The following is a 26,718-nucleotide window of genomic DNA, read 5'->3' on the forward strand; positions in this document are numbered from 1 at the left end:
CTCCATGACCTGCTCTACGCTGCCAACCGCAACGCGTTCCCCTATGCTCCAACGCACGCCCCTCGGACACCCCGCATGCCGCCCCTGCTGAAAATCCGCACCGAGCGCGGGCAGATGTCGGCCATCGAGCGCCGCATCGCCGACTTCATCCTCGACAACGCCCACCTTCTGCGTGACTACTCGTCGCAGCAGCTGGCCAGTGCGCTCGGCATCAGCCAGTCCAGCGTGGTGAAGTTCAGCCAGAAGCTCGGCTTCAAGGGCTACCCCGACCTGAAGTACTCCATCGGCCAGGACGTAGCCCGCGTCGGTGCCGATCCACAACAGGCGCCCAGCGAACCCGACAGCGGCGACGATTACCTGCGCCTGGGCGAGGCCCTGCGCCGCAGCAAGGCACAGGCTGAAGAGGAAACCCGACAGACCAATCCACGCGAGGAAATCGAGCGCATCGTGCAGCTGCTTGATGGCGCACCGAAGCTGTTCGTGTACGGCCTGGGTGACGATGGCCTGTTCGCGCGCGAGTTCGCCATGCGACTGTCGCTGCTCGGCCTGTTGGTGGTGCCGCATACCGACCCGATCCTGATGCTGGCCAACCTCTCGGCTGCGCGCCCCGGCGATGCGCTGCTGGTGTTCTCCGAATTCGGCAACCTGCCGCAGCTTTCGCAGCTGTCACGCCAGTTCCAGGACATGGGTGGCAAGGTGATTTCCATCACCCGCCATACCGCCAACCCGCTACGCGCGCATGCTGACGCAGCACTGGTGGTGTGCGCGCACGATCGCACGCCGCAGGTCGCGCAGCTGCTGTACCGTAGCGCCATGCACGCCCTGCTCGATTTCCTGTTCGTGCTGCTCTGCCACACCAATCCGGACCGCCAGCAGCAGCTGGCGGTGAACCTGGAGCGGATCGACCACCTGCTGGATTCCTGACCGGAGCACCTGTTGATGAAATCGCTGGTCCGTCTCGCTACCGCTGCGCTGCTGCTTGCCGCGGCGGTGTCCGTCCACGCTGCGCCGCTGGAAGGTGCGCGCCAGCTGATCGTGGTCACCAGCGAAAGCTGGGACAGCACGCAGGGCCAGCTGCAGGCCTATGTGCGTGATGGCAAGGGCTGGCACGCGCATGGACAGGCGTTCCCGGTGGCACTGGGCCGCACCGGCAGCGCCTGGGGCCTTGGCCTGCACCCGGCGCAGGCCGATGGCCCGCAGAAGCAGGAAGGCGACGGCCGCAGCCCGGCGGGCGTGTTCGCGCTCGGCAGCGCGTTCGGCTATGCCGTCACCCGCCCCGGCACCGCCATGCCCTACCAGCCGATGCTGGACAGCAGCTACTGCATGGACGTACCCGGCTCGCCGTTCTACAACCGCATCGTCGATGAGAAGAAGGTCGGCAGTGCAGCGGTCAAGGGCTCCACCGAGCCGATGCGGCTGGATCTGCACAACAAGGGCGACGTGCGTTACCAGGAAGGCTTCGTGATCGCCCACAACCCGGACAACCAGCCCGGCAAGGGCAGCTGCATCTTCGCCCATCTGTGGCGCCAGCCGGGTGAGGCCACCGCCGGCTGCACCGCCATGCCGCAGGCACGCATGCAGGCCCTGCTGGACTGGTTGCGCCCGCAGGATGCGCCGCGCTTCGTGCTGCTGCCGCGCGCCGAGTACACGCGCCTGCAGGCCCAGTGGCAGCTGCCCGCACTGCGCGGAGACGCCCGTTGAGCGCGCAGGACGAACCGCAGCTGCAGCGCGCGGTCAGCCGCTGGCAGATCGTCGGCCTGTCGATCAACGATGTGATCGGCAGCGGTATCTACCTGCTCCCAGCCGCCACCGTCGCCCTGCTCGGCCCCTTCAGCCTGTGGGGCGTGGTCGCCGCCGGCATCGTCGTCGCGCTGCTGGTGCTGTGCTACGCGCAGGCCGCCAGCTACTTCGATGAGCCCGGTGGCAGCTACCTGTATGCCCGCGAGGCCTTTGGCCGCTTCGCCGGGTTCGAGATCGGCTGGATGATCTGGCTGACCCGCATCAGCTCGGCGGCCGCATTGAGCAATGCCCTGGCCGATGCAGTCGCGCGGTTCTGGCCGTGGGCGGGTGCCGGCATGGGGCGCATCGCGATCATTGTGATATCGCTGGGCTTCCTCACCGGCGTCAACATCATCGGCGTGCGCTCGGCCGCGCGCACCGGCGTGGTGCTGGTGATCGGCAAGATGCTGCCGCTGCTGCTGTTCGTGGCCATCGGCGCGTTCTACATCGACCCGCAGCTGGCCTTCTCCGGACAACGCCCGGACCCGCATGACCTGCAGCGCATGGGTGAAGCCGCCTTGTTGCTGCTGTACGCCTATGCCGGCTTCGAGAACATCCCGGCCGCCGCCGGCGAGTATCGTAATCCGCGCCGCGATATTCCGTTCGCGCTGATCACCATGATCATCACCGTCACCGTCATCTACGGCGCGGTGCAGGTGGTGGCGCAAGGCACGCTGGCCGGCCTGGCCAGCTCGGCCACGCCGCTGGCCGACGCCGCTGCCGGCTTTGGCGGCGAAGCACTGGCGCTGATCCTCACCGTAGGCGCGACCATCTCCATCCTCGGCACCAACAGCAACACGATGATGATGGGCCCGCGCTTCCTGTTCGCGCTGGCCCGCGATGGCTACGGGCCGAAGATCCTGGCGCAGGTGCATCCGCGCTTCCACACACCGGCCGCGTCGATCCTGTGCCAGGGCCTGATCGCGCTCGGTCTGGCCCTGTCCGGTTCGTTCGTGCAGCTGGCCCTGCTGTCGATGACCACGCGCCTGTTCGCCTACATCGGAACGGCCGCTGCGGTACTGGTGCTGGCCAAGCGCTATGCCGACCGCCCCGGCGCGTTGAAGCTGCCGGGTGGTCCACTGATTCCGGTGTTGGCGCTGCTGCTGTGCGTTGCCCTGTTCGCCAGTGCCAGCTGGCAGAACACTGCAGCGGCGCTGGTGGCGTTCGCCATCGGCGCGGTGATCTACAAGCTGCCGCGAAAAGATGCCGACGCCGGATGACCGGTAGCGCCGGGCATGCCCGGCGGATTGATCTGGCGATCACGCTGCCGGACCGGGCCGTTAACCGCCACGCAGGCACGATCAGGCTTCGTCCACAACGGAGCCTTCCATGACCGAGTACCAGATCCCCGGCCGCGTACCGGACGACAGCACGCCGCGCGATGCGGTCAGCAACTACTGGCGTGAGCGCTACACGGCCGAACCGTATTACGACGACCAGCTGTTCTTCGAGGATTATGAACCGGCCTACCGCATCGGCCACGCCGCGCGTGCGCAGGACATGATCCGCGCCTACGAACAGGTCGAAGCTGAACTGGAGTCGCGCTGGGCCAGCGAGCGTGGCCGCAGCCGGCTGGAATGGGCGCAGGCGCGCGGTGCCGTTCGCCGTGGCTGGGAGGATGCACAGCTGGCGGACCCGCGGTTGAAGCGATAACGCCATGCTTTTGTCGGGCCGAGCCTACGCTCGGCTCGACTCCACAAACGCCGCACGACAGCCGAGCATTGGCTCGGCTCTACACATTCACTCCTGTTCCGGCAGCGGCGGCACGACCGCGCTGCGCTTGCTCTCACCGCCACCGGCGGCGATCAGGTCGCGGGTGTTCTTCTGCACCGCCACCGCGCCGAACAGCGACAGTGCATACGCCATGCCGTAGAAGCCCTTCTCGCTCGGTGCGAGCGTGGCATTCCACAGGCCAACCAGCAGCAGCATCAACGCCGACAGCAGTGCGAACCAGCACAGCGCGTAGTACAGGCCACTCACCGGAATGCCCTCGACGCGGTCACGCACGCTCTTCTGCAGCGACACCGCCGCGAACAGGCCGAACAGCAGCAGGGTCAGGTAGTAGCCCTTTTCGTTGAGCGCCATCGTGGCGTTGAACAGACCGATCAGGTAGGCCGCCGCACCCAGCAGCAGGGCCACCCATGAGGCGGCGATGAAGGCGGTGGAGGGCTTGTGGGGCATGGCAGTGTTCATTGCAGATCCTTGGCAGGCAGACGGGCACGCTTTGCCCGGGCGTGCCCACCCTAGACGATCCCGCCGCGCTCGCACAGGGGTCGCAGGACCTTCGGGCCACGACGCTCACGGCGCCAGTGGTATACAAGGGACAGCCCGGCCATCCGCATCCCCGCACTGGAGATACCCATGACCCGCACGCCCCTGCTGCTCGCCCTCGGCCTGGTGCCGATCCTCGCCACCTCCGCCTGCAACGCTGCCGGTCCGGAGACGACACAGGACGCCAAGGCCTCCCCGGCCGCCAGCGTCGACCAGCGCCCGTTCACCGCCACCGAAATCAGCCGCTTCGACCAGCCGTGGGCGATGACCTTCCTGCCGGACGGCAGCCTGCTGGTCACCGAAAAGCGCGGCAAGCTGCAGCACCTGGACCTGGCCAGCGGCCACAAGCATGAGATCACCGGCGTTCCGAAGGTCGCTTACGGCGGCCAGGGCGGCTTCGGTGACGTGATCCTGCACCCGCAATTCGCGAGCAACCACGTGATCTACCTCAGCTATGCCGAGGAAGGCACGCTGGACACCCGCGGCGCTGCCGTGGCCCGTGCCACGCTGGCGCTGGATGCCAACGGTGCCGGCCAGCTGAAGGACCTGAAGGTGATCTGGCGACAGAGCCCGAAGGTGAGTGGTGAAGGCCACTACGGCCATCGCCTTGCTTTCGGTCCGGACGGCAAGCTGTGGATCAGCTCCAGCGAGCGCCAGAAGTTCGATCCGGCGCAGGACATGGGCGGCAACCTCGGCAAGATCATCCGCCTCAACGATGATGGCAGCCTGCCCGCCGACAACCCGTTCGCCTCGCAGGGCGGCGTGGCCGCGCAGGTGTGGTCACTGGGCCACCGCAACATCCTGGGCATGGCCTTCGATGCCAACGGCAAGTTGTGGGCGCATGAAATGGGCCCAGCCGGCGGCGACGAACTGAACCTGATCGTGCGCGGCGCCAACTACGGCTACCCGATCGTCTCCAACGGCGACCATTACGACGGCCGGCCGATTCCCGACCACAGCACGCGCCCGGAATTCGCCGCACCGAAGGTGACCTGGACACCGGTGATCTCGCCGGCCGGCTTCGTGATCTACAGCGGCAGCCTGTTCCCGCAATGGAAGGGCAGCGGCTTCATCGGTGGGCTGTCGTCGACCTCGCTGGTGCGTGTGGCCTTTGATGGCGACAGCGCGCGCGAAGCCGAGCGCTTCAACATGGGCGAGCGCATCCGCGAAGTGGAACAGGGCCCGGATGGCGCGCTGTGGCTGCTGGAAGACGGCAGCAAGGCGCGCCTGCTGAAGCTGACACCGAAGACCTGATGCCCCGGTAGTGCCGGCCGCTGCCCGGCACGTCTGTCCGCAACGGCCCCGCACGCGGGGCCGTCTGCGTTCATTGGATGGTGATGACCTTCACCTCGGTCTTCGTGCAGGCCTGGTCCAGGCACTGCCCTTTCAACCACACCTGTCCATCGCCGATCATCACGCCCTGCTGGTTGACGAAGACCTTGCCGAAGTCCTGTTCGGACACCGCCTTGACCACCGCCGAGGTGATGATCTTCTCGTAGTTGCGCTGGAACTCACCGGGGCCGGTGATCTTCTTTCCGCCGCTGATGTTCAACGGAAAGCGCACTTCCTCGACCACGGCAGCACGATCACCACCGACCACGGCGGTCTTGAACGCGTTGAAGACCTTTTCGTACTGCGCAGCATCACCGAGCAGCGTCTCGATGCGCGCACGCGCATCTTCGGCGGCCGGGTCTGCTGCAGGCGTAGCCGGTGCGGCGGCGGGTTCAGCGACAGGCTCGACCGCAGGCGTCGCTGCAGCACTGGCCTCCATCGGCGGCGGCGCATCGGCCGCGGGCTCGGCCGGCGGCGCCGGCTGCGAACAGGCCGCCAGCAGCAGGGCGGGAATCAACACAGCGATCGTACGCATGCGCGGGCATCCATCGGTTCAAGAACACCGATGGTAGCGCCGCCGCAGTGAGGACAACAAAAAGGGGACGGAGGGGATTGAGTCGTTAGTGCCACAAACGACTCAATCCCCTCCGTCCCCTTTTCTTCGATCAGGCCTTCAGCAGCTCGAACTGCACGGCTTCGCCTGCCGCCGACGAGGCGCAGACCCACAGGTCGAAGTGGCCCGGCTCGGCACGCAGCACGCCGTCGCGGCCGGTGAACGCCAATTGCTCACGGGTGAGGGTGAATACCACGTCGGTCGACTCGCCCGGCTGCAGTGCCACCTTGCGGAAGTCCTTCAGTTCGCGCACCGGACGCACGCGGCTGGCGACACGGTCGTGGACGTACAGCTGCACCACTTCCTCCCCGGCCACGTCGCCGCTGTTGGTCAGCGTGGTGGTGACGGTCAGGGTGTCCTCCCAGCCGAGCTGCGCCGCGCTCAGCTGCGGCACGCCGTAGGCGAAGGTGGTGTAGCCGATGCCGTGGCCGAACGGGTACAGCGGTTCGTTCGGGATCTCGCGCCAACGGGCCTTGAACTCCGACATCGTCGGCAGTTCCGGGCGGCCGGTGCGCGGGTGGTTGTAGAAGTACGGCTGCTGGCCGGACACCTGCGGGAAGCTGACCGGCAGGCGGCCGGACGGGCTGTAGTCGCCGAACAGCACATCAGCCACGGCATGGCCGGTCTGCGTGCCCAGATACCAGGTCACCGCCACCGCCTGTGCATTGCGCACCGCGCCCTGCAGTGCCAGCGCGCGACCGTTGCGCAGCAGCACCACCAGCGGCTTGCCGGTCATCGCCACGGCTTCGGCCAGCGCCTGCTGTGCCGGCGGCAGGGTGATCTCCACGCGCGACTGCGCTTCACCGCTGTAACGCTGCGGTTCGCCCAGCGCCAACACCACCACGTCGGCGCGCAGCGCGGCCGCCACCGCGGCTTCGGTGCCGCCCGGAATCGCGGTTTCCAGCTCGCAGCCCGGCACGATCTCCAGCAGTGCTTCATCGCCGATGGCGGCGCGCACGCCGGTTTCCAGATCCACATAGCGCTGCTTGTCACCGAACAGCGTCCAGCAGCCCTCGATGTTCTCGCGGTCCTGCACGAACGGGCCGATCAGCGCGATCTTCTGCCCGTTCTTCTGCAGCGGCAACACGTTGTCGCGGTTGTTCAGCAGCACGATCGAACGGCGCGCGGCATCGCGCGACAGTGCGTCATGCGCAGCAATGTGCGAGGTGTCGGCTTCACGCGCCGGGTCCAGCGAACGGTACGGGTCATCGAACAGGCCGATGGTTTCCTTCAGCCACAGGATGCGGCGCACGCCTTCATCCAGCACGCTCATCGGCACGTCGCCGCTCTCGACCAGGCCCGGCAGGTGCTCGGCGTAGAAGCCGCTCTGCATGCTCAGATCCAGGCCGGCGGTGAACGCCTTGGCAGTGGCATCGCGGTCGTCGGCGGCATAGCCGTGCGCGACCAGTTCCATGTCGGCGGTGTAGTCGGAAATCACCACGCCCGGGAACTTCCATTCGCCGCGCAGGATGTCGGTCAGCAGTTCGGCGTTGGCACTGGCCGGCACGCCGTTGATGTCGTTGAACGAGGACATCACGGTGATCGCGCCGGCATCGAAAGCGGCCTTGAACGGCGGCAGATGCACGTCGCGCAGGGTCTGCGGCGAAATATCCACCATGTTGTATTCCATGCCAGCCATCACCGCGCCGTAGGCGGCGAAGTGCTTGGGCGTGGCCAGCAGCGAATCGGCGGCGCGCAGGTCGCTGCCCTGGAAGCCACGCACGCGGGCGGCGGCGAACGCACAACCCAGCACCACGTCCTCACCGGCACCTTCGGCGCCACGGCCCCAGCGCTGGTCGCGGGCGATGTCCACGGCCGGGGCATAGGTCCAGTGCAGGCCGGCGGCGGTGGCTTCGATGGCGGTGGCGCGCGCGGTGCGCTCGGCCAGGTCCGGCTCGAAGCTGGCGGCCTCGCCCAGCGGGATCGGGAACACGGTGCGCATGCCGTGGATGACGTCGGCAGCCAGGATCACCGGGATGCCCAGGCGGCTTTCCTCGGTGGCGACCTGCTGGATGCGGCGGCCCAGTTCGGCGCCCACACCATTGAACAGCGAGCCGACCTTGCCCTCGCGCACCTGCTGCAGCACCTGGTCGGCATTGCGCACGTTGGCTTCCGGGTTCACGTCCGGGGCGAACGGGCGGACCATGTCCGCGAAGACACCCAGCTGGCCGACCTTTTCCTCGACGGTCATCTGGGCAATGAGGGATTCGATGCGATCGGAGGCCACCGGCAGTCCTTGATGAAAACGTTTACAAGCCCGGCATTCTAGCGATCCCGAGCCGTTTGGCGAGAGGTTTCTTCATTCAGTTTCAGCCACCAGCGGGGACCGTATGGCCCCGCCGGGGGCACCGCAGCTTACTCCGAGCCGGCCAACTGGCGCTGCCCGGCCATCAACATGGCGTCGCTGGAGGCCTGGAACACCCGCAGGCCAAACGCCGGCAGGATCGCCAACAGGTGGTCGAAGATGTCCGACTGCACCGCCTCGTACTCGCCCCAGGCAGTGCTGCGGGTGAAGCAGTACAGCTCCAGCGGCAGGCCTTCGGTGGTCGGCTGCAGCTGACGTACCAGCAGGGTCATATCGGTATGGATGCCCGGGTGGCTCCGCAGGTAGCGCTCCACATAGGCCCGGAAGGTACCCAGGTTGGTCACGCGGCGGCTGTTGACCTCGGCCACGCCCTGCTCGCGCAGACGCCCGTTCCACTGGCCCAGTTCCTGCTCCTTGGCCTGCAGGTAGTCGCGCAACAGCGCGAATTCGCCAAGGAAGGCCAGATCACCCTCATCCAGGAAGCCGACGCTGTGCTGGTCCAGGTACAGCGCGCGCTTGATCCGGCGGCCACCGGCCTCCTGCATGCCGCGCCAGTTCTTGAACGACTCGGTCACCAGCTTCTTGGTCGGGATGGTGGTGATGGTCTTGTCGAAGTTCTGCACGGTGATGGTGTGCAGGGCGATGTCGATCACATCACCATCGGCGTTCTGGCTGGGCATCTCGATCCAGTCGCCGATGCGCACGCGGCCATCGCCGCTGATCTGCACGCTGGCCACCAGCGACAGGATGGTGTCCTGGAAGATCAGCATCAGCACTGCGGTGGCTGCGCCGAGGCCGGTGACCAGCGGACCCAGCTTCACCCCCAGCAGGGTGGCGATGATCGACAGGCCAGCGGCCACGAACACCACGATCTTGACCACCTGCAGGTAGCCCTTGATCGGCTTGTTGCGCGCATCGGGCTTGCGCTCGTACAGGCTGTTGGCCGCGTCCAGCGCATGCGAAAACGCCATCGACACCGTCAGTACGGCCCACACGATGCACAGCTTGATGATGACGTTGACCAGGCCGGGCGGCAGGTCGGGGATGAGGGTGATGCCCGAGGCGATCACCTGGCTGGGCACCACGTTGGACAGGCGCGAAATGACCCGCATCAGGTGGCTGCCACGCCCGGACTCGGCACCCGGCAGGCGCTGCAGCAGGCGCCGCAGGCCACGCACCAGGATGCGCTTGGTCACCCAGTTGGCCAGGCCGGCTGCGATCAGCAGCGCCGAGATCATCAACGCCAGGTAGGCGCCGGGATAGGGTTCCAGTGTGTTCTGCAGCTTTTCCAGCCACTGTACCGCCACCACCGCGTCCACCATCAGTTGTCTCCTTTCTTGATTGCTGTTGAGGTTGCCGGCCAACGACCGGCGCTACCGGGGTTGCTGGCCAATGACCGGCGCGGCCGGGTCAGTCCCGCGAACGTTCGATGATCACGCCCACCGCGCGCGCGCCGCGCACCGCGCCCGGCTTGCTCAGCTTCAGGCGCAGCCACTTCACGTCGAATTCGTCCAGCACAATCTGCGCGCAGCGCTCGGCCAGGGTCTCGACCAGGCCGAATTCCGATTCGCGCACGAACTGCTCCAGGCGCTTGCTCACCGCCTTGTAGTTCAAGGTATGGGCGATGTCGTCGGTGGCAGCGGGGCGACGGTTGTCGAAACCCATTTCCAGGTCGAACACCAGGTCCTGGCGGATCCGTCGTTCCCAATCGTAGATCCCGATCAGGGCGTCGATCGTCAGCCCTTCGATGAAAACCTTGTCCATTGCGCTTACCGGCACGAATACAGGCGGCCATGGTAACGGCACGGCGGTGAGCCTGCCCGGAACGGGCGATGAGCGGCCGGCAGGGAGACTGCGCCGGAAAAGACAAAGGGCCCCACTAGCAGGGCCCTTTGGTACTACCGTTTGTCCCCGGGGGGAGCTGGAATCCAGCCGCGAGTCCCGGTGGCGCAGGCACGCAGATTAGGCAAGGACCAGATCGCCGGTCAAGGCCAATTCCGACAGGCAGGTCAGGTATTCGTCCGAGGCAAAACGCAGAAAATCAGCCGCGCGGACAACGACGTTCCCTGATGGTCGCCGCCGCCCACTCTGGCGAACATCGATCCCTCCTTCACCACCGCACATGACGATGGCTCCCTACGATGTACTGCGGCGCGCGTTGTCAGCGGAGCGTCTGTCTACTTACGAGAGAATCGCATCGACCTGCAGCCCCGACGTCACGGCCGAATCCCTGTACCTGTGGAACATGCGGATGTGCAGTGCACTGATGATGCCGGTCCATCTGTGCGAAGTGGTCACCCGCAACGCCGCTGCAGCTGTGCTCGCCCGGCAGCATGGCCCGCGTTGGCCCTGGAATGATGCCTTTCGACGCAGGCTGCCAACCTCATCCAGTACTTCTCCGCGCACGGCACTGGAACAACTTGCCAGCCGCGTAACCGATACACCTGGGATCGTCGCCAACCTGCCAATGGTGTTCTGGCAGCAGCTCTTCACCTGTCGCTTCGACTCCACGCTTTGGATACCCGCACTCAGCAGGGTTCTGCAGCATGCTCCCTCTGCTCATCCCAGTGCCGTCAGGAAAGCCATCCATGCGGATATCGGACGCATCCGCCACCTACGCAACCGCATCGCGCACCACGAGCCCATCCTGGAACGTGACATCGGCGCCGACCTGGCCGCGATCGGGCGGCTGATCCACGCCCGCTGCCCGCACACCCTGGGGTGGCTGCAGCGCCATGAGCGGGCGACGACGGTGTTGGCCGCGTCGCCGTTGGCAGGGCGTCCGTAATGCGTCCGCCGGGCGTGGCCCGGCGCTACGGAGGCCTGCCTGTAGAGTCGAGCTTGCTCGACTGCTCTGTGTCCGTCATTGCGCCCAGTCGAGCAAGCTCGACTCTACAAACGCCGATCGAGCGGTTCGCCCGGCCGGGGGCTCACACCGCCGGCAGCGTCGCCATGTCCCAACGCGGGGTCACATCCACCTTCGGCGGGCTGTGCTGGCCGGCCTGCAGGCGCAGCGCGCCGGCGAAGGCGATCATCGCGCCGTTGTCGGTGCACAGTGCCGGCCGCGGGAAGCAGGCACGGCCGCCGAGACGCTCGGCCATCTGCTTCAGGCGCGCACGCAGGCGGGTGTTGGCACCGACGCCACCGGCCACCACGATCACATTGGTTCCGGCCGCTTCCAGCGCACGCTCGCACTTGATCGACAGGGTCTCGACCACCGCGTCTTCAAAGCCGCGGGCGATGTCGGCGCGGGTCTGTTCGCTCTGGTCGCTGTCGCGCCAGGCCATCAGGACCTGGGTCTTCAGGCCGGAGAAGCTGAAATCCAGCCCCGGGCGGTCGGTCATCGGCCGCGCGAAGCGGTACGCGCCCGGCGTGCCCTGCTCGGCCAGCCTGGCCAGCTGCGGGCCCCCCGGGTACGGCAGGCCCATCAACTTGGCGGTCTTGTCGAAGGCCTCGCCGGCAGCATCGTCCAGGGTCTCGCCCAGCAGGCGGTACTGGCCGATGGCGTCCACTGCCACCAGCTGGGTATGGCCACCGGACACCAGCAGCGCCACGAACGGCGCTTCCGGCGGGTCGTCCTCCATCAGCGGGGCCAGCAGGTGGCCTTCCATGTGGTGGACGCCCACCGCCGGGACCTCCAGCGCCCACGCCAGCGACCGGGCCACGCCCGCGCCGACCAGCAGCGCACCGACCAGGCCGGGGCCTGCGGTGTAGGCCACGCCATCGATATCGCCCACGCCCAGGCCCGCTTCGGCCAGGGTCTGGCGTACCAGGGGCAGCAGCTTGCGGACGTGGTCGCGGCTGGCCAGCTCGGGCACCACACCACCGTATTCGGCGTGCAGGGCGATCTGGCTGTAGACCGCATGGGCGCGCAGGGCCGCGCTGCCGGACAGGTCGGTGTCATACACCGCCACGCCGGTCTCATCACAGGAAGATTCGATGCCAAGGACTCGCATGCCTGCTATTATGACGCCCCTGCCGCCCCCTCGGGGGACGTGCAGATCTCACTGCTTTCGAACCCCCGGCCCGTATTCAGGGTTGGCCGCTTGCAGTTTGTCGTTTCGCCGCTATAATGTGCGGCTCGCCGGGCGTGACCCGGTTCTACTGTGTCCCGGAGATTCCATGCCCAGCGTCAAAGTCCGCGAGAACGAGCCCTTCGAGTTTGCTCTTCGCCGCTTCAAGCGCACTTGCGAAAAGGCCGGTGTGCTGGCCGAAACCCGCAAGCGCGAGTTCTACGAAAAGCCGACCCAGGAGCGCAAGCGCAAGGCCGCCGCTGCTGTGAAGCGTCAGCTGCGCCGCTCGTCGCGCGACGTCACCAAGCGTCAGCGCCTGTACTGATCGGACGCATCTTCATTGCGGCGGGCCTGCCTGCCGCGATGGAGCCGAAGCCGGCACGCGCGAGCGTCGCCGGCTTTTTGCGTTTCCGGGTTCGGGCATCCGCCCCGCCCCACCTACCACCACGAGGTTCCTCATGAGCATGAAGCAGCAGCTCACCGAAGACATGAAGGCCGCCATGAAGGCGGGCGAGAAGCACAAGCTGGGCGTGATCCGCCTGATCAACGCCGCCATCAAGCAGCGCGAAGTGGACGAGCGCATCGAGCTGGATGACACCGCCGTGATCGCCGTGCTCGACAAGATGGTCAAGCAGCGCAAGGACTCGGTCAGCCAGTTCGAAGCCGCCAACCGCGAAGACCTGGCCGAGATCGAGCGCGCCGAGATCGTGGTCATCGAAGCCTACCTGCCGGCCAAGATGGGCGAAGCCGAGATCGTGGCCGCCATCCAGGCCGCCATCGCCGAAACCGGTGCCTCCGGCCCGGCCGACATGGGCAAGCTGATGGGCGCACTGAAGCCCAAGCTCGCCGGCCAGGCCGACATGGGCCTGGTCTCCAAGCTGGTCAAGCAGCAGCTGGCGTAAGCCATTGCCGGGGTCGGATCCCTTTCGCTCGCGAAAGGGCTCTGACCCCATCGATGCACCCGCTTCACCGCACCTTCGTCGGTCGCCTGCTACAACCGCACACATGGTTGAACCCGAGCCCAACGTTCCCGTGTCACTGCACAAGTACATCAAGCGCCTGCAGGACAGCTTCCCGATGGCGGTGGCCAAGCGCTTCATCGACGTCGACGTGCTGACCCAGGCAGCTTCCGTCTCCTTCTACGCCCTGCTGTCGATGGCACCGTTGCTGGTGCTGCTGCTGTGGCTGACCGCCTCGCTGTACCCACCGGCCCAGCAGGCGCTGATCGACCAGATCAGCTCGGTGGCCGGCAGCAGCGCGGCTACCGTGGCCGAAACCGTTCTGAAGAACGCCGACAACCAGCCGGATGTCGGCTCGCTGGCGGGCGTGTGGAGCACGCTGTTGTTGTTCGTCGGCGCCACCGCCGTGTTCGCCCAGCTGCAGAACGCACTGAACCTGATCTTCCGCACCAGCGGCGAGCGCCTGGAAGGCCTCAAGGCCTGGCTGCGCAAGCGCGTGTTCTCGTTCGGCGTGGTGCTGGCGCTGGGCTTCCTGCTGATCCTGTCGATGACCGCCACCACGGTGCTGCAGGTGGCCTTCGCGCAACTGCCCTCGATCCTGCCCGCGCTGGGGTACGTCACGAGCCTGCTGCTGTACGCGGTGGGGTTCGCCTTCATGTACCACTACCTGCCCGACCGTCGCGTGGCGTGGCGCCAGGCCTTCATCGGCGGCGTCATCACCTCGGCACTGTTCGCGCTGGGCCGCTATGGCATCGGCGTCTACATCGCCACCGTGGCCCCCGGCAGTGCCTACGGCTCGATGGGTGCGCTGGTGATCTCGCTGGTCTGGATCTACTACGCCACCGTCGTGTTCTTCGTTGGCGCCCTGATGACGGCGGTGATCGATGAGCGCCTGCGCGCGCGTCATCACCTGGCCGCAGCCGGCATTGATCCGGCAACCGCCAGCCAGGTGCCCGACAGGGGGTAAACTAGGCCGACCGCCCCCGGTTCCGTCGCGTGGTCCTGCACCGCGCCCTGCCCTGTTGCCCATGGCCCGTATCCCCGACGCTTTCATCGACGATCTGCTCGCCCGCTCCGACATCGTCGAGGTGGTGGGCAGCCGCGTGCCGTTGAAGCGACAGGGCAAGGAATACGCAGCGCGCTGCCCGTTCCATGACGAGCGCTCGGCGTCGTTCACGGTCTCGCCCACCAAGCAGTTCTATCACTGCTTCGGTTGCGGCGCGCACGGCACCGCCATCAGCTTCCTGATGAACTACGACCGCCTCGAATTCCTCGACGCGGTGGATGAACTGGCCAAGCGCGCCGGCATGGAAGTGCCGCGCAACGAGAGCCCGCGCAGCCCCCAGCAGCAGGACGACAGCCGCGAGCTGTATTCGGCGCTGGACGCGGCCACCAAGTTCTTCCAGAAGAATCTGGAGGGCAGCGAGAAGGCACGCAGTTACCTCGATGGGCGTGGCGTGGACGAAGAGAACCGCGCGCGTTTCCAGATCGGTTACGCCCCGGACGGCTACAGCGGCCTGCGCGACGCGCTGGGCAAGGACGAGCGGCGCATGAAGCTGCTCGACCGCGCCGGCCTGTTCTCCAAGAACGACCGCGGCCACGTCTACGACAAGTTCCGCGACCGGGTGATGTTCCCGATCTTCGATCGCCGTGGCCGGGTGATCGCCTTCGGCGGCCGCGTGTTCGAGAAGGACGACGGCCCGAAGTACCTCAACTCGCCGGAGACCGCGCTGTTCCACAAGGGCCGCGAACTGTACGGCCTGTGGCAGGTGCGCCAGGCAAACCAGAAGATCGAGCGGCTGATCGTGGTCGAGGGCTACATGGACGTGGTCTCGCTGTTCCAGTTCGGCGTCACCCAGGCGGTGGCAACGCTGGGTACCGCCACCACGCCGGACCATGCCGAGCTGCTGTTCCGCAACGCGCCGGACGTGTTCTTCTGCTTCGACGGCGACGCCGCCGGCCGCCGCGCTGGCTGGAAGGCGCTGGAGTCGGTGCTGCCGCGCATGAAGGATGGTCGCCAGGCCTTCTTCCTGTTCCTGCCCGATGGCGAGGACCCGGACACCATCGTGCGGAAGGAAGGCGCCGAGGCCTTCAACGAACGCCTGAAGCAGGCCACGCCGCTGTCGCAGTTCTTCTTCGACGAGCTCACCCGTGAGATCAACCTGGGCACGCTGGACGGCAAGGCACGCCTGGCCGAGCGGGCCAAGCCGATGTTGGCGCAGATTCCCGACGGTGCCTTCGGCGACCTGATGAAGCAGCAGCTGGCGCAGCTGACCGGGCTCGGCGGCAACGCCCCGTCTGCGCGCGCGCCAATGCCTCAGCGCCAGCCGGCACGCACTATTCAACCGGTGGCCAAGCGCAGCCTGGTGCGCGGCGCGATCGCCGTGCTGCTGCAGCAGCCGTCGCTGGCACTGACGCTGGGGGGCAAGCACCATTTCCAGGGCCTGCGCCTGCCGGGCGTGGAGTTGCTGCTGGAGCTGCTGGGCCTGGTCGAGCAGCGCCCGGACATCAGCACCGGCGCCCTGCTGGAGCACTTCGACGGGCGAGAGGAACAGGCGTCACTGCACACGCTGGCCGCACAGACGCTGCCGGGCGACGACGCGATGTGGACCCAGGAACTGCACGATGCCGTGGCCCAGCTGGAGAAACAGCTGCTGGTGCAACGTCTGGAGGAGTTGTTGGCAAAGCAGCGCCAGCAGGGTCTGGACGATACTGACAAATACGAACTGCGCGAGCTGTTGAAGGCCCGCGCCGGACTGCGCTTGTAGCGGCAGGACGTTTTCACGGAGAGGACCATGCTGCTGCGCCTGACCTGCCTGCTGTTGTTGTCGCTCTGCCTGCCACTGACGGCCCTGGCCGAAGACGCGCCCCTCAACGAAGTCCGCCCCGGCCTGTATGCCGGTGGCCAACCCAGCGCCGCACAGCTGCAGGCCCTGGCCGCACAGGGCGTACGCACGGTGATCGACCTGCGCCAGCCCGACGAGGACCGTGGTTTCGATGAGACCCGCACGGCCGAATCGCTGGGCCTGCGCTACGTGCGCATCCCGGTGGCCGGCGCCGAGGGCCTGGATGCGGCCAACGTGCGCGCCGTGCACCAGGTGCTGCAGCAGAGCCAGGGGCCGGTGTTGCTGCACTGTGCGTCCGGCAACCGCGCCGGCGCCGTGCTCGGCCTGGTCAACGCACGCTACGAACACGCCAGCCCGGAACAGGCACTGCAGCTCGGCCAGCGCGCCGGCCTGAAGTCACTGGAAGCCGCCACCCGCCAGCGCCTGGCCACGCCGATCACCTCGCCCTGAACCCTCCGCACCAAGGACTCTGCCCACCATGACCCGCTGGTGGTCGCGCCTGCGACCGGACAACTTCACCCTCGCCCTGCTGTGCACCGTGGGCCTGGCCTCGCTGCTGCCGATGAAGGGCGCCGCCGCCATCGTCCTCGATGACGTCACCACCGTCGCCATCGCCGCGCTGTTCTTCCTGCATGGCGCGCGCCTGCCGCGCGAGTCGATCATCGGCGGCATGCTGCACTGGCGGCTGCACCTGACCATCCTGGCCTGCACCTTCATCCTGTTCCCGCTGCTGGGGCTGATGTTCAAGCCGCTGTCGGGCTGGCTGCTGACTCCGGAGCTGTACCTGGGCGTGCTGTTCCTGTGCACCCTGCCCTCCACCGTGCAGTCGTCCATCGCGTTCACCTCGATGGCGCGCGGCAATGTACCGGCAGCGGTGTGCAGTGCCTCACTGTCGAGCATCCTCGGCGTGTTCCTGACCCCGCTGCTGCTGACCGCGCTGGCCGGCACCTCCGGCGGTGTGCACGACCCGCTGCATGCGATCGGCGGCATCATGCTGCAGCTGCTGGTGCCGTTCGTCGCCGGCCATCTGCTGCGGCCGTGGATCGCCGGCTGGGTGGAAAAGCAGCGCGCGCTGCTGCGCTACACCGACCAGGCCACCATCCTGCTGGTGGTGTACTCGGCGTTCGGCGAAGCCGTCACCGAAGGCTTGTGGAGCAAGACGCCGCTGCTGTCGTTGCTGGCCGTGGCAGTGGTGGCCGCGGTACTGCTGGGCATCGCCATGCCGCTGATCACCTTCATCGCCCGCCGCCTGCGTTTCAACCGCGAGGACGAGATCGCCATCGTGTTCTGCGGCTCGAAGAAGAGCCTGGCCACCGGCGTGCCGATCGCCAAGGTGCTGTTCGCCGGCGGCAGCCTGGGCGCGATCGTGCTGCCGGTGATGATCTACCACCAGATCCAATTGATCGTCTGCGGCGTGATCGCGCAGCGCTATGCGCGGCGCAAGCCCTGAGCCGCAAATCCATCCACGCATGGCGTGGATCTACTGTAGAGCCGAGCCCATGCTCGGCTGGCGGTTGAACGGCGCGTGGATGATCACCAGACCGAATCGCTGTCCAGCAGCCGCGCCACGCTGAAGCGCGGCAGCCATACCTGCAGGTCATAACTGCGGTCACCAGCAGTGTGCCGCCTGGGCGACTCACCGTTGTAACTGGGCAGCGGACGTACACCACAGCGTTGAGGTGCCGTGCAGCCCCAGCCTTCCCCGCCACGCGCCTCGATACGCACGTTGTAAAGGTCCAGATCCTTCAGCAGTGCCGTCATCGGCGGGTACGCAATCATCTTCGGCTGCGTACGCATGCCATGTACGTTACCGGTCAGCACCAGCAGCCGCCCGTTCTTCGGCAGCGCCCGCGCGCGTGCTCTTACTTCTTCGGCCATCACCCGGTCACGCGTACCAGTGCCGGCCATGTTGGCGGGAAGCATGCGATCAAAGCCGAACACCTGCACGTCGCGCCCTTGGCTGCGCAGCACGCGTACCGCCTCGATCAGCTCAAGCATGTCCTCGCTGCGACGGCCGTCATGCATCCGGCTGCGGACGTTCCAATACGTCGTGCCACGCAATGCAGCGCGCGCCTCGGCTGTGCCGGCAGACGCCGTATAGGTCGCCAGCGCGGCGTTCTCGTCGGTCGGCAGCTCCAATGCCAACCGCACCGGTGTGCCATCGGCCGCGTAGGCCTCCATCAGCTCCCGTACCAGCAGCGGCGTCTCGCGGGTGCCGTGGAACTCACCCAGTACCAGCAGGCGATGGTCAGCGGCATGCTGGCGGATCTGCGCGGCGGTGTCGTCGGCATGCGCACTGAGGGCCATGCCCAGCGCCAGCAGCAGCGTGGCGGTCCAGCGGAAGATCGAATGCATCCCTGCGCCTTCCTTTCCTTGGGGTCAGGAACAGCAATGGCGACGCAGCTGGAAGAGATCAAGTGCAGCGCCGAGCCCACGCTCGGCTGCTTCTCCGATCAGCCCTCAGCCGAGCATGGCTCGGCTCTACAGTTGATCCACACCATGCGTGGATACACCAACCGGTCACAACCAAGGCAGGATCCAGTGGTCCACCAGCAGGAAGGCGAACAACGCCATCAGATAGACGATGGAGTAATAGAACATCTTCATCGAGAACAGCTCGTCCGGCGGATTGAGCATGCGCCAGGCATACCAGAGGAACACGGCGTTGAGCACGATCGCACCGCCCAGGTAGAACGCGCCGCTCATGCCCACCAGGTACGGCAGCAGGCACACCAGCGCCAGCACCACCGAATACACCATGATCTGCTTGCGGGTATGCACCACGCCGTGGGTCACCGGCAGCATCGGGATCTCCGCCTTGGCGTAGTCCTCGCGGCGGAAGATCGCCAGCGCCCAGAAGTGCGGCGGCGTCCAGATGAAGATGATCAGCACCAGCAGCGACGAGTACGCCCAGTCCGACGGGCCCTGCATGCCGGTCACTGCGGCCCAGCCCAGCATCGGTGGCATCGCGCCGGCCAGGCCACCGATGACGATGTTCTGCGAGGTCGCGCGCTTGAGGTACACGGTGTAGATCACCGCGTAGCCGATCAGCGAGGCGAAGGTCAGTACGGCGGTGATCAGGTTCACCCACAGCACCAGGATGGTCATCGACAGCACGATCAGCACGCCGGCGAACACCAGCACCTGCCACGGCTTGACCTTGCCCACCACCAGCGGACGCCACGAGGTGCGCGCCATCTGCGCATCGATGTGCGCATCCAGCAGCTGGTTGATCGCCGCCGCGGCCGAGGCCGCCAGCCAGATGCCGAGGAAGCCGAGCACGCCGGCGCGCACCTGCTCCCAGCTGGGCACGCCAGGAATGGCCAAGACCATGCCGACCAGGGCGGTGAAGACGATCAGGGCGACGACCTTGGGCTTGGTCAGGTCCCAGTACTGGCGGTAATTGGAAAACATGGGATCAGTCCGGGGCACGCAGGCGGGCCAGCAGGCTGACCAGTACGAACAACAGGGCAACGGCCACGCCGTTGTGGGCCACCGCCACTTCCAGCGGCAGCGCCAGCTTCACATTGAGGATGCCGAGGGTGACCTGCAGCACCAGCAGCGCGATCAGCGCGCTGGCCCAGCCACGCATGCTCGGCAGGCGGAACAGGCGCACGCCCAGCCACAGCAGGTAGACGGCCACCACCACCGCGAACAGGCGGTGCGCCATCTGGATGGCGATACGCGAGGCGCCATCGAGCACGCCGCCTTCGTAGTCCACGCCGATGCCGCGCCACAGGGTGAAGCCCTCGACGAAGTTGTGCTGCGGCCACCACTGGTTGGCACAGCGCGGGAAATTGTCCAGCGAGGCACTGCCGCCGCCGCAGGCCAGCGCCGCGTAGTTGGCGCTGACCCAACCACCCAGCGCGATCTGGGTGACCAGCACCGCCACGCCGATGCGCAACAGCCACTTCAGCTTCGGCGCCTCGGCCAGGGTGATCGGCATGTGCGTGGCGCGCCAGGCCATCCACACCAGCAGCGCGAACATCAGCATGCCGCCCAGCAGATGACCCATCACCACGATGGGTTTGAGCAGCAGGGTTACCGTCCACATGCCCAGCAGGGCCTGGAAGATCACCACCGCCAGGGTCAGCAGTGCAGCGCGCGCCAGGTCGATGTTGCTCCAGCGCAGCGCGGCGATCAGCAGGATCGCCTCGCCGATCAGCGCCAGCGCGCTGGCGGTGCCATGCCAGCCCATCATGTACAGCGGTATGCCGGCGGCCACCAGTACGCAGGCGGTCACTACCGCCGTGCTTCCGAATCGCCGCTTGCGCGTGGCCAACAGCGCCAGGGTCAGGATCTCGATGCCCAGCGCGCCGGCCAGGAAGCGGTGCACCTGCTCACGCCAGGCCTTGTGGGTCTCCAGCGGGCGGATCTCCGCCGCCGGGTGACCGATGGTCTCTTCCACGTGCTGCGGCCAGGTGGCCTGGCCATAGCAGGTTGGCCAGTCCGGGCAGCTCAGGCCGGCATCGGACAGGCGCACGAAGGCGCCGAACATGATCGTGCTCGCGGTCATGATCATGGCGAACCACGCCAGGCGGTGGAAATTGCGGTGCAGCGCCGGACGCGCGGAAAGGCTCATCAAACGGGACTCACTTCAGTTTCAGCAACGTGGCCATGTCCTTGCGCAGGCCACCCAGGTCGGTGCCCGGGGCATGACGCATGATCACGAAGCCGTTCGGATCGATCACGTAGACCGGCAATCCCGCCGGATCATCGACGCCAGGCAGCGCCGCGCGCAGGGCTGGCGACGGAGCCAACGGCCGCAACGCGGGCAGCGAGGCGATCGACGCCGGTGGCGTTCCCAGCCACAGAATCTCGACATTATCGGCGTTATGGCCGAACAGCTGCCACACCTTGCCCAGTCCCTGCGACAAAGTGACGCACTGCGCGTCGCAGGCACCGGCCGGCGCCACCAGCAGGCGCCAGGTACGGGCCTCGGGATTCCACGGATAAGGCTGGCCGCTGGCCAGGGTGGGCGCCTGCTGGCGCAGGTCCACCGGCGGCTTCAGCAGCTGGCCGGCATTGCGGTGCCCGGCTGGCTGCCAGCCGGTGAAGCGCAGCACGGCGGCCAGCGCCATCGCACCGAAGAACACGGCAAACAGCAGCACCAGGGTCCGGCGGCCGGAGCCGCGCGCCTGCGGGGACGTAGCAGTGTTCATGCGGGGCATTTTCTCATGGTTGGGTAAGGGATGCCGGTAGTGCCGGCTGCCGGCCGGCATCCAGGAAACCGAGGGCTTGCCGGCCAACGGCCGGCACTACCGGGTAATCACGCGCCTCCGGCGCCACTCCAGCACCAGCGCGACCACCAGCACGGTCAGGGCCAGCCCGAACCACTGCACGGCGTAGCCCAGGTGGCGCTGCGGCGGCAGCGTGTTCGGCAGCAGGTCCAGGTCGCGTTCGTCGCCGAAGGGCAGCGCCGGGTCCAGCCGCAGCACGCGGTCGGGCAATGCCGGCAGGCCAAGCGCGCGCGCCAGCCCCTCGGCCGGCAACCGGCTGGCCAGCCAGCGCCCGGCCTCACCGGTGGTGGAGAACGCCGGGCCCAGTGCCAGTCCCGCTGACGGCGGCGGCGCCAGCAGCCCACGTACGGCCACCGGCGAAGGCGGCGACGGCACATCCGGCAGGGTGCGATCCGGCGGCAGCGCGCGCCAGCCGAGATCGACCAGCAGCACGCTGCCTTCGTCACTGCGGAACGGGCGATAGATTTTCACCCCGGCGCGGCCATGCCGGGTCTGGTTGTCCAGCAGCACCACGCCGGGCAGGAAGCGGCCGTGGTCGGCCACGCCGTGCAACGCGCCGGTCGCCGCGAGTGCCTGCGACAGCGGCAACGCCTGTGCCACAGCTGGACCCTGCGCATCCAACATTGCCTGTTTGGCATGCATGCGCTGCAGCTGCCACAGCCCCAATGCGGTGAAACCGGCCATGGCCAGCACTGCCAGCAGCCATCCGATCACGCGCGTGTGCTGGCGCATCATGACAAGTCCGCGCAAACGCGGTCAGATAGGCCCATCCACCCTGCCCTCGAGCCGCGCATGAGTGATTCGTTGAAGACCCTGCTGGTAATCGCGTTTCTGATTGTCATCGTCTGGAATCTGGGCGCCGGCCTGTATTACCTGCTGGTCGACCGCGGCCAGACCAAGCGCACGGTCAACGCACTGACCCGCCGCATCGCGGTATCGGTGGCGTTGATCCTGCTGGTGATCGTGAGCATCTACATGGGCTGGATAAAACCGCACGGCATCGGCGGCTGAGGCCACCGATGCGTGCGCGGTCAAAGCACGTAGACGAACATGAAGAGCATCAGCCACACCACGTCGACGAAGTGCCAGTACCACGCGGCCGCTTCAAAACCGAAGTGGTTGTCGCGGGTGAAGTGCCCCTTGGCCGAACGCAGCCACATCACGATCAGCATGATCGTGCCCAGCAGCACGTGCGCGCCGTGGAAGCCGGTCAGCATGAAGAACGTCGAACCATAGATGCCAGAGCCGAGCGTCAGGTTCAGCTCCTTGTAGGCGTGGATGTACTCCTCCGCCTGCAGGGTCAGGAAGCCCAGGCCGAGCACCACGGTCAGGCCCAGCCAGATCAGCAGCTGGCGGCGGTTGCCGGCCTTCAGTGCGTGGTGGGCGATGGTCAGGGTCACGCCGGAGGTCAGCAGGATCAGCGTATTGATCAGCGGCAGGCCCCAGGCCGGGATGGTCTGGAACGCGCCACCGATCGCGGCCGGGCCGTTGGTCGGCCAACCTGCCGAATAGCCCTGCCAGAGCAGCTCGTTGGTCATCACCCCGCGGCCTTCGCCGCTGAGCCACGACAGGCCCAGGTTGCGGGTGTAGAACAGCGCACCGAAGAAGGCGCCGAAGAACATCACCTCGGAGAAGATGAACCAGATCATCCCCATCCGGAATGAGCCATCGACCTGGTGGTTGTAGTTGCCGGCCTGCGATTCGCGCACCACGTCGCTGAACCACCAGAACAGGGTCAGCACCAGCATCGCGATACCGATGTAGAACGTCCAGCGCCCCCAGCTGGCATCGTTGAGCCAGCTGGCCACGCCCACCATGGTCACCATCATCGCGATGGAACCCACGAACGGCCATTTGCTCTGGGCCGGGACGAAGTACACGTTGGCATCGGTCGGTGTCTGGGCCATGTCGGTATCCGGGTCAGGGTGCGGCGTGCGCGCCTTCCGAGGTAGCGGCCGGAGCCAGCCGATCGGACAGCGCGTCGTTGCGGTAGAAGGTGTAGGACAAGGTGATCGTCCTGATCTCCGGCGGCAGGTCCGGATCGACGATGAAACGCACCGGCATGTCGCGCTTCTCGCCGGCCTGCAGCGTCTGCGCGGTGAAACAGAAACATTCGGTCTTGCTGAAGTAGCCCGAGGCACGCGCCGGCGCCACCGAAGGCACCGCACTGCCGACTACCGCCTGCTGGCTGTCGTTGCGGGCGAAGTACAGCGCCTCGTTGAGCTCGCCGGGCACCACGTCCATGGTCAGCTGTTCGGGGTGGAACGACCACGGCAGGCGCGAATTGACGCCGCCATCGAACTCCACGCGCACAGTGCGCTTGCCGGCCGCCGCCCCCGCACTGGCTTCGCCACCGGGGCCGCGCTCCAGGCGCACACCGAACACCTTCTCGCAGGCGATGCGGTACAGCGGCACCAGCGAGAACGTGAGCAGGAACACCGCCACCGCCACACCGATCAGGCGCGGCAGCCCCGCACTGCGTGACGGTGTGCTGGCCGGTGCCTCGCTCATCGGCCGATCACCCCGCTGAGGATGAAGCCGACGTAGACCAGCACGGCGATGGCACCGACCCACATCGCCGTGCGCCTGGCGCGCTGGCGTTGCTGTTCGATGCCGTTTTCCGGGGCGTCGCCCGGGCTGTTGTAGAGCCGAGCCATGCTCGGCTGCTCCACGTCAGCCGAGCATGGCTCGGCTCTACAGGTCTGCAGCGGGCTCTCGTTATGCATGCCCCACCTCAATGCGTGATGTCGTCATGCGCCAGATCTCCCGGGCGGATGGTCGGCGGCGTCGTGAAGGTGTGCGCCGGTGCCGGCGACGGCAGCGTCCACTCCAGGCCGCGTGCACCCTCCCAGGACCGCGCCTCGGCCTTCTCGCCACTGCGCAGCGAGGACAGCAGGATCGCCGCCATCATGAACGGGGTGACGAACATGCCGAACGCGCCGATCGAACTGATCAGGTTCCAGTCGGCAAACGCCACGCTGTAATCGGGAATGCGGCGCGGCATGCCGGCCAGGCCGAGGAAGTGCTGCGGGAAGAACAGCAGGTTCACGAACACGATCGACCACCAGAAGTGCACCTTGGCCCACTTCTCGCTGTACATGCGCCCGGTCCACTTCGGCCACCAGTAGTACACCGCGGCGATCAGCGCGAACACCGCGCCGGTCACCAGCACGTAGTGGAAGTGGGCCACCACGAAGTAGGTGTCGTGGTACTGGAAGTCGGCCGCCACGATCGCCAGCATCAGGCCGGAGAAGCCACCGATGGTGAACAGAATGACGAAGGCCACCGACCACAGCATCGGTGCCTCGAACGTCAGCGAGCCACGCCACATGGTGCTGACCCAGTTGAACACCTTCACCCCGGTGGGGATCGAGATCAGCATGGTGGCGAACATGAAGTAGATCTCGCCGCCCAGCGGCATGCCCACGGTGAACATGTGGTGGGCCCAGACGATGAACGACAGGAAGGCGATCGCGGCGGTGGCGTACACCATCGCCTGGTAACCGAACAGCGGCTTGCGGCTGAAGGTCGGGATGATCTCGCTGACCACGCCGAAGGCGGGCAGGATCATGATGTAGACCTCGGGATGGCCGAAGAACCAGAAGATGTGCTGGTACATCACCGGGTCACCGCCACCGGCGGCGTTGAAGAAGCTGGTGCCGAAGAACTTGTCGGTCAGCAGCATGGTCACCGCACCGGCCAGCACCGGCATCACCGCGATCAGCAGGAAGGCGGTGATCAGCCAGGCCCAGCAGAAGATCGGCATTTTCAGCAGGTCGATGCCCGGCGCGCGCATGTTGAGCACGGTGGCGATGATGTTGATCGCGCCCATGATCGAACTGATGCCGGCCACGTGGATGGCGAACACGCTGAAGGCGACGTTGTAGCCACCCTGCAGCGACAGCGGCGGGTACAGCGTCCAGCCACCGGCCGGTGCACCACCCGGCAGGAACAGGGTCAGCAGCAGCAGGCTGAAGGCCACCGGAAGCAACCAGAACGACCAGTTGTTCATGCGCGGCAGCGCCATGTCCGGCGCACCGATCTGCAGCGGGATCATCCAGTTGGCCAGGCCGACGAAGGCCGGCATCACGCCACCGAAGATCATCACCAGCGCATGCACGGTGGTCATCTGGTTGAAGAACTCGGGCTTGACGAACTGCAGGCCCGGCTGCGCCAGCTCGGCGCGGATCACCACGCTCATCGCCGCACCGATGATGAACATGATGAAGCTGAAACCCAGGTACAGCGTGCCGATGTCCTTGTGGTTGGTCGAGAAGAACCAACGCTCGAAGAAACTCTGCTGGTGATGGTGATCGTCGTGCCCAACTGCCGAGTGCGCCATTGCAAAACACCTCTCAGAATCGGTTGTCACCACGGCCGCGAACGGCCGCGGGCTTTACATCACGCGCCGCTGGCCGCGGTGGCAGGCGCGCTGCCGACTTCAGCAGCGGCAGGCGCTGCAGGTGCCTCTCCCGTCGGTGCAGTCGGTTCAGCAGGTGCCGCAGGCGTTGCCGGCTCCGCGGGCGGCGCCGGCTTGCGCTGCGCCAGCCACTGCTTGAACTCTTCCTTGGACACCGCCTCGACCACGATCGGCATGAAGCCATGGTCCTTGCCGCACAGCTCGGCGCACTGGCCGCGGTAGACGCCCGGCTGCTCGATGCGGGTCCAGGCTTCGTTGATGAAGCCGGGGATGGCGTCCTGCTTCCAGCCCAGCGCCGGCACCCACCAGGCGTGGATCACGTCGTCGGAGGTGATGACGAAGCGCACCTTGGTGTCGACCGGAAGCACCAGCCGGTTGTCCACGTCCAGCAGATAATGCGGATGGCTCTCGCGGGTCGGCACGACGCCACTCTGCCGTACGCGGTCGGACTCGCGGTCCAGGCGGCTGGTGAAGGTGACGTTCTCGCCGAGGTATTCGTACTTCCACATCCACTGGTAGCCGGTGACCTTGACCGTCATCTCGGCGTCGCGGGTGTCGTACATCTTGATCAGGTTGGCCGTGGCCGGCCATGCCATCACGATCAGGATGATCACCGGGATCACCGTCCAGATGATCTCGGCCTTGGTGTTGTGGCTGAAGGTGGCCGCAACCGCACCCTTGGATTTGCGGAATTTGAAGATGGCGTAGGCCATCGCTCCGAACACGATGACGCCGATCACCGTGCAGATGATCAACGACAGGTTGTTCGATTCCCAGGCCAGGCGCGAGGTCTGGGTCACCCCTTTCCCCATGTTCAGCTGCCACGGCTTCGGATCGGCCGCCTGGGCCCAAGCCAACGCCGGCATCAGTCCCCCGGTCGCCAGCACTGCGGCAACCGCGTTCACGCACTTCGTGCCCCACCTGCTGCTTTGCTTCATTG

General features: G+C 66.7%; 29 protein-coding genes. 13 read left to right on the forward strand and 16 right to left on the reverse strand.

The annotated features are described in order from the left end of the window. Nucleotides 1-75 precede the first annotated feature (75 nt). The 4 genes from HLA98_RS20075 to HLA98_RS20090 all read left to right on the forward strand — a co-directional run bounded on the left by HLA98_RS20075 (nt 76) and on the right by HLA98_RS20090 (nt 3,432). Nucleotides 76-924, forward strand: coding sequence for a MurR/RpiR family transcriptional regulator (locus HLA98_RS20075; protein ID WP_057499489.1), 849 nt, complete (start codon nt 76-78; stop codon nt 922-924). 15 nt (nt 925-939) lie between these two features. Next, on the forward strand, nt 940-1,701 hold the full coding sequence (locus HLA98_RS20080) for a L,D-transpeptidase family protein (RefSeq protein WP_049449394.1): 762 nt from the start codon (nt 940-942) through the stop codon (nt 1,699-1,701). After that, nucleotides 1,698-2,999 (forward strand): APC family permease, encoded by a 1,302-nt coding sequence (locus HLA98_RS20085; protein WP_057499488.1) that lies wholly within the window; start codon nt 1,698-1,700, stop codon nt 2,997-2,999. The genes HLA98_RS20080 and HLA98_RS20085 overlap by 4 nt, the downstream gene beginning before the upstream one ends. 109 nt (nt 3,000-3,108) lie before the next feature. Then, on the forward strand, nt 3,109-3,432 hold the full coding sequence (locus tag HLA98_RS20090) for a hypothetical protein (protein WP_033833647.1): 324 nt from the start codon (nt 3,109-3,111) through the stop codon (nt 3,430-3,432). Between the two features lie 87 nt (nt 3,433-3,519). On the opposite strand, the gene yiaA is transcribed toward HLA98_RS20090, so the two are convergent. Next, nucleotides 3,520-3,972 (reverse strand): inner membrane protein YiaA, encoded by a 453-nt coding sequence (gene yiaA, locus HLA98_RS20095; protein ID WP_005407812.1) that lies wholly within the window; start codon nt 3,970-3,972, stop codon nt 3,520-3,522. A 168-nt stretch (nt 3,973-4,140) separates the two neighbouring features. Here yiaA and HLA98_RS20100 point away from each other — a divergent pair, with 168 nt between their 5' ends. Next, entirely contained in the window at nt 4,141-5,304 is a 1,164-nt protein-coding gene (locus HLA98_RS20100) for a PQQ-dependent sugar dehydrogenase (RefSeq protein ID WP_057499487.1), read from the forward strand. Nucleotides 5,305-5,374: 70 nt separating this feature from the next. Here HLA98_RS20100 and HLA98_RS20105 read toward each other — a convergent pair whose 3' ends face one another. The 4 genes from HLA98_RS20105 to folB all read right to left on the reverse strand — a co-directional run bounded on the left by HLA98_RS20105 (nt 5,375) and on the right by folB (nt 10,064). Then, the gene (locus HLA98_RS20105; protein ID WP_057499486.1) at nt 5,375-5,917 is read right to left on the reverse strand and encodes a hypothetical protein; all 543 of its coding nucleotides are present in this window, start codon (nt 5,915-5,917) and stop codon (nt 5,375-5,377) included. 130 nt (nt 5,918-6,047) lie between these two features. Further along, nucleotides 6,048-8,222 (reverse strand): glycoside hydrolase family 3 N-terminal domain-containing protein, encoded by a 2,175-nt coding sequence (locus HLA98_RS20110; RefSeq protein ID WP_057501829.1) that lies wholly within the window; start codon nt 8,220-8,222, stop codon nt 6,048-6,050. 128 nt (nt 8,223-8,350) lie between these two features. Continuing rightward, nucleotides 8,351-9,622, reverse strand: a complete 1,272-nt coding sequence (locus HLA98_RS20115; RefSeq protein ID WP_049449407.1) for a mechanosensitive ion channel family protein — start codon at nt 9,620-9,622, stop codon at nt 8,351-8,353. An 88-nt stretch (nt 9,623-9,710) separates the two neighbouring features. Continuing rightward, entirely contained in the window at nt 9,711-10,064 is a 354-nt protein-coding gene (folB, locus tag HLA98_RS20120) for a dihydroneopterin aldolase (RefSeq protein WP_005415016.1), read from the reverse strand. Nucleotides 10,065-10,422: 358 nt separating this feature from the next. On the opposite strand from folB, the gene HLA98_RS20125 reads away from it, so the two are divergent. After that, complete coding sequence (locus tag HLA98_RS20125; protein ID WP_057501830.1) at nt 10,423-11,088, forward strand: hypothetical protein; 666 nt, start codon at nt 10,423-10,425, stop codon at nt 11,086-11,088. A gap of 142 nt (nt 11,089-11,230) precedes the next feature. Here HLA98_RS20125 and tsaD read toward each other — a convergent pair whose 3' ends face one another. Then, nucleotides 11,231-12,256, reverse strand: coding sequence for a tRNA (adenosine(37)-N6)-threonylcarbamoyltransferase complex transferase subunit TsaD (gene tsaD / locus HLA98_RS20130; protein ID WP_057501831.1), 1,026 nt, complete (start codon nt 12,254-12,256; stop codon nt 11,231-11,233). Between the two features lie 166 nt (nt 12,257-12,422). Here tsaD and rpsU point away from each other — a divergent pair, with 166 nt between their 5' ends. From rpsU to HLA98_RS20160, 6 genes are all read left to right on the forward strand, one after another. After that, on the forward strand, nt 12,423-12,638 hold the full coding sequence (gene rpsU / locus HLA98_RS20135) for a 30S ribosomal protein S21 (RefSeq protein WP_002808376.1): 216 nt from the start codon (nt 12,423-12,425) through the stop codon (nt 12,636-12,638). A gap of 133 nt (nt 12,639-12,771) precedes the next feature. After that, nucleotides 12,772-13,215 carry a GatB/YqeY domain-containing protein gene (locus HLA98_RS20140; protein WP_004153909.1) on the forward strand — a complete coding sequence of 148 codons (444 nt, stop codon included), beginning with the start codon at nt 12,772-12,774 and terminating at the stop codon, nt 13,213-13,215. Nucleotides 13,216-13,318: 103 nt separating this feature from the next. Beyond that, entirely contained in the window at nt 13,319-14,239 is a 921-nt protein-coding gene (locus HLA98_RS20145; protein WP_049396179.1) for a YihY/virulence factor BrkB family protein, read from the forward strand. A 61-nt stretch (nt 14,240-14,300) separates the two neighbouring features. After that, a complete protein-coding gene (dnaG, locus tag HLA98_RS20150; RefSeq protein ID WP_057501832.1) occupies nt 14,301-16,040 on the forward strand; it encodes a DNA primase in 1,740 nt (579 codons plus the stop codon). A gap of 27 nt (nt 16,041-16,067) precedes the next feature. After that, nucleotides 16,068-16,568: a protein tyrosine phosphatase family protein gene (locus HLA98_RS20155; RefSeq protein ID WP_057501833.1), complete on the forward strand. Its 501-nt coding sequence runs from the start codon at nt 16,068-16,070 to the stop codon at nt 16,566-16,568. A gap of 28 nt (nt 16,569-16,596) precedes the next feature. Continuing rightward, nucleotides 16,597-17,568 (forward strand): bile acid:sodium symporter family protein, encoded by a 972-nt coding sequence (locus HLA98_RS20160; protein ID WP_049449416.1) that lies wholly within the window; start codon nt 16,597-16,599, stop codon nt 17,566-17,568. Nucleotides 17,569-17,651: 83 nt separating this feature from the next. On the opposite strand, the gene HLA98_RS20165 is transcribed toward HLA98_RS20160, so the two are convergent. The 5 genes from HLA98_RS20165 to HLA98_RS20185 all read right to left on the reverse strand — a co-directional run bounded on the left by HLA98_RS20165 (nt 17,652) and on the right by HLA98_RS20185 (nt 22,093). After that, the gene (locus tag HLA98_RS20165) at nt 17,652-18,473 is read right to left on the reverse strand and encodes a TraB/GumN family protein (RefSeq protein WP_057501834.1); all 822 of its coding nucleotides are present in this window, start codon (nt 18,471-18,473) and stop codon (nt 17,652-17,654) included. A 165-nt stretch (nt 18,474-18,638) separates the two neighbouring features. Next, a complete protein-coding gene (gene cyoE / locus HLA98_RS20170; protein WP_057501835.1) occupies nt 18,639-19,532 on the reverse strand; it encodes a heme o synthase in 894 nt (297 codons plus the stop codon). 4 nt (nt 19,533-19,536) lie between these two features. Continuing rightward, the gene (locus HLA98_RS20175) at nt 19,537-20,700 is read right to left on the reverse strand and encodes a COX15/CtaA family protein (protein ID WP_057501836.1); all 1,164 of its coding nucleotides are present in this window, start codon (nt 20,698-20,700) and stop codon (nt 19,537-19,539) included. Nucleotides 20,701-20,710: 10 nt separating this feature from the next. Further along, on the reverse strand, nt 20,711-21,280 hold the full coding sequence (locus HLA98_RS20180; RefSeq protein ID WP_049449423.1) for a redox-active disulfide-containing membrane protein: 570 nt from the start codon (nt 21,278-21,280) through the stop codon (nt 20,711-20,713). A 96-nt stretch (nt 21,281-21,376) separates the two neighbouring features. Beyond that, nucleotides 21,377-22,093 (reverse strand): SURF1 family protein, encoded by a 717-nt coding sequence (locus HLA98_RS20185; RefSeq protein WP_057501837.1) that lies wholly within the window; start codon nt 22,091-22,093, stop codon nt 21,377-21,379. A 57-nt stretch (nt 22,094-22,150) separates the two neighbouring features. On the opposite strand from HLA98_RS20185, the gene HLA98_RS20190 reads away from it, so the two are divergent. Further along, nucleotides 22,151-22,369 carry a twin transmembrane helix small protein gene (locus tag HLA98_RS20190; RefSeq protein WP_005412025.1) on the forward strand — a complete coding sequence of 73 codons (219 nt, stop codon included), beginning with the start codon at nt 22,151-22,153 and terminating at the stop codon, nt 22,367-22,369. Between the two features lie 20 nt (nt 22,370-22,389). On the opposite strand, the gene HLA98_RS20195 is transcribed toward HLA98_RS20190, so the two are convergent. From HLA98_RS20195 to coxB, 5 genes are read right to left on the reverse strand one after another with little or no spacing between them, the layout of a single operon-like run. After that, nucleotides 22,390-23,265 (reverse strand): cytochrome c oxidase subunit 3, encoded by an 876-nt coding sequence (locus HLA98_RS20195; protein ID WP_005412024.1) that lies wholly within the window; start codon nt 23,263-23,265, stop codon nt 22,390-22,392. A gap of 13 nt (nt 23,266-23,278) precedes the next feature. Beyond that, nucleotides 23,279-23,869 carry a cytochrome c oxidase assembly protein gene (locus tag HLA98_RS20200; protein ID WP_057501838.1) on the reverse strand — a complete coding sequence of 197 codons (591 nt, stop codon included), beginning with the start codon at nt 23,867-23,869 and terminating at the stop codon, nt 23,279-23,281. After that, nucleotides 23,866-24,084: a hypothetical protein gene (locus HLA98_RS20205; RefSeq protein ID WP_053498719.1), complete on the reverse strand. Its 219-nt coding sequence runs from the start codon at nt 24,082-24,084 to the stop codon at nt 23,866-23,868. Before HLA98_RS20205 ends, HLA98_RS20200 begins: the two co-directional genes overlap by 4 nt. A gap of 8 nt (nt 24,085-24,092) precedes the next feature. Further along, nucleotides 24,093-25,700 (reverse strand): cytochrome c oxidase subunit I, encoded by a 1,608-nt coding sequence (ctaD, locus tag HLA98_RS20210; RefSeq protein ID WP_057501839.1) that lies wholly within the window; start codon nt 25,698-25,700, stop codon nt 24,093-24,095. A 59-nt stretch (nt 25,701-25,759) separates the two neighbouring features. Continuing rightward, nucleotides 25,760-26,716, reverse strand: coding sequence for a cytochrome c oxidase subunit II (coxB, locus tag HLA98_RS20215; RefSeq protein WP_057501840.1), 957 nt, complete (start codon nt 26,714-26,716; stop codon nt 25,760-25,762). Nucleotides 26,717-26,718: the final 2 nt, after the last annotated feature.

This window comes from Stenotrophomonas africana (assembly GCF_013004645.1).
Lineage (GTDB): Bacteria > Pseudomonadota > Gammaproteobacteria > Xanthomonadales > Xanthomonadaceae > Stenotrophomonas > Stenotrophomonas africana.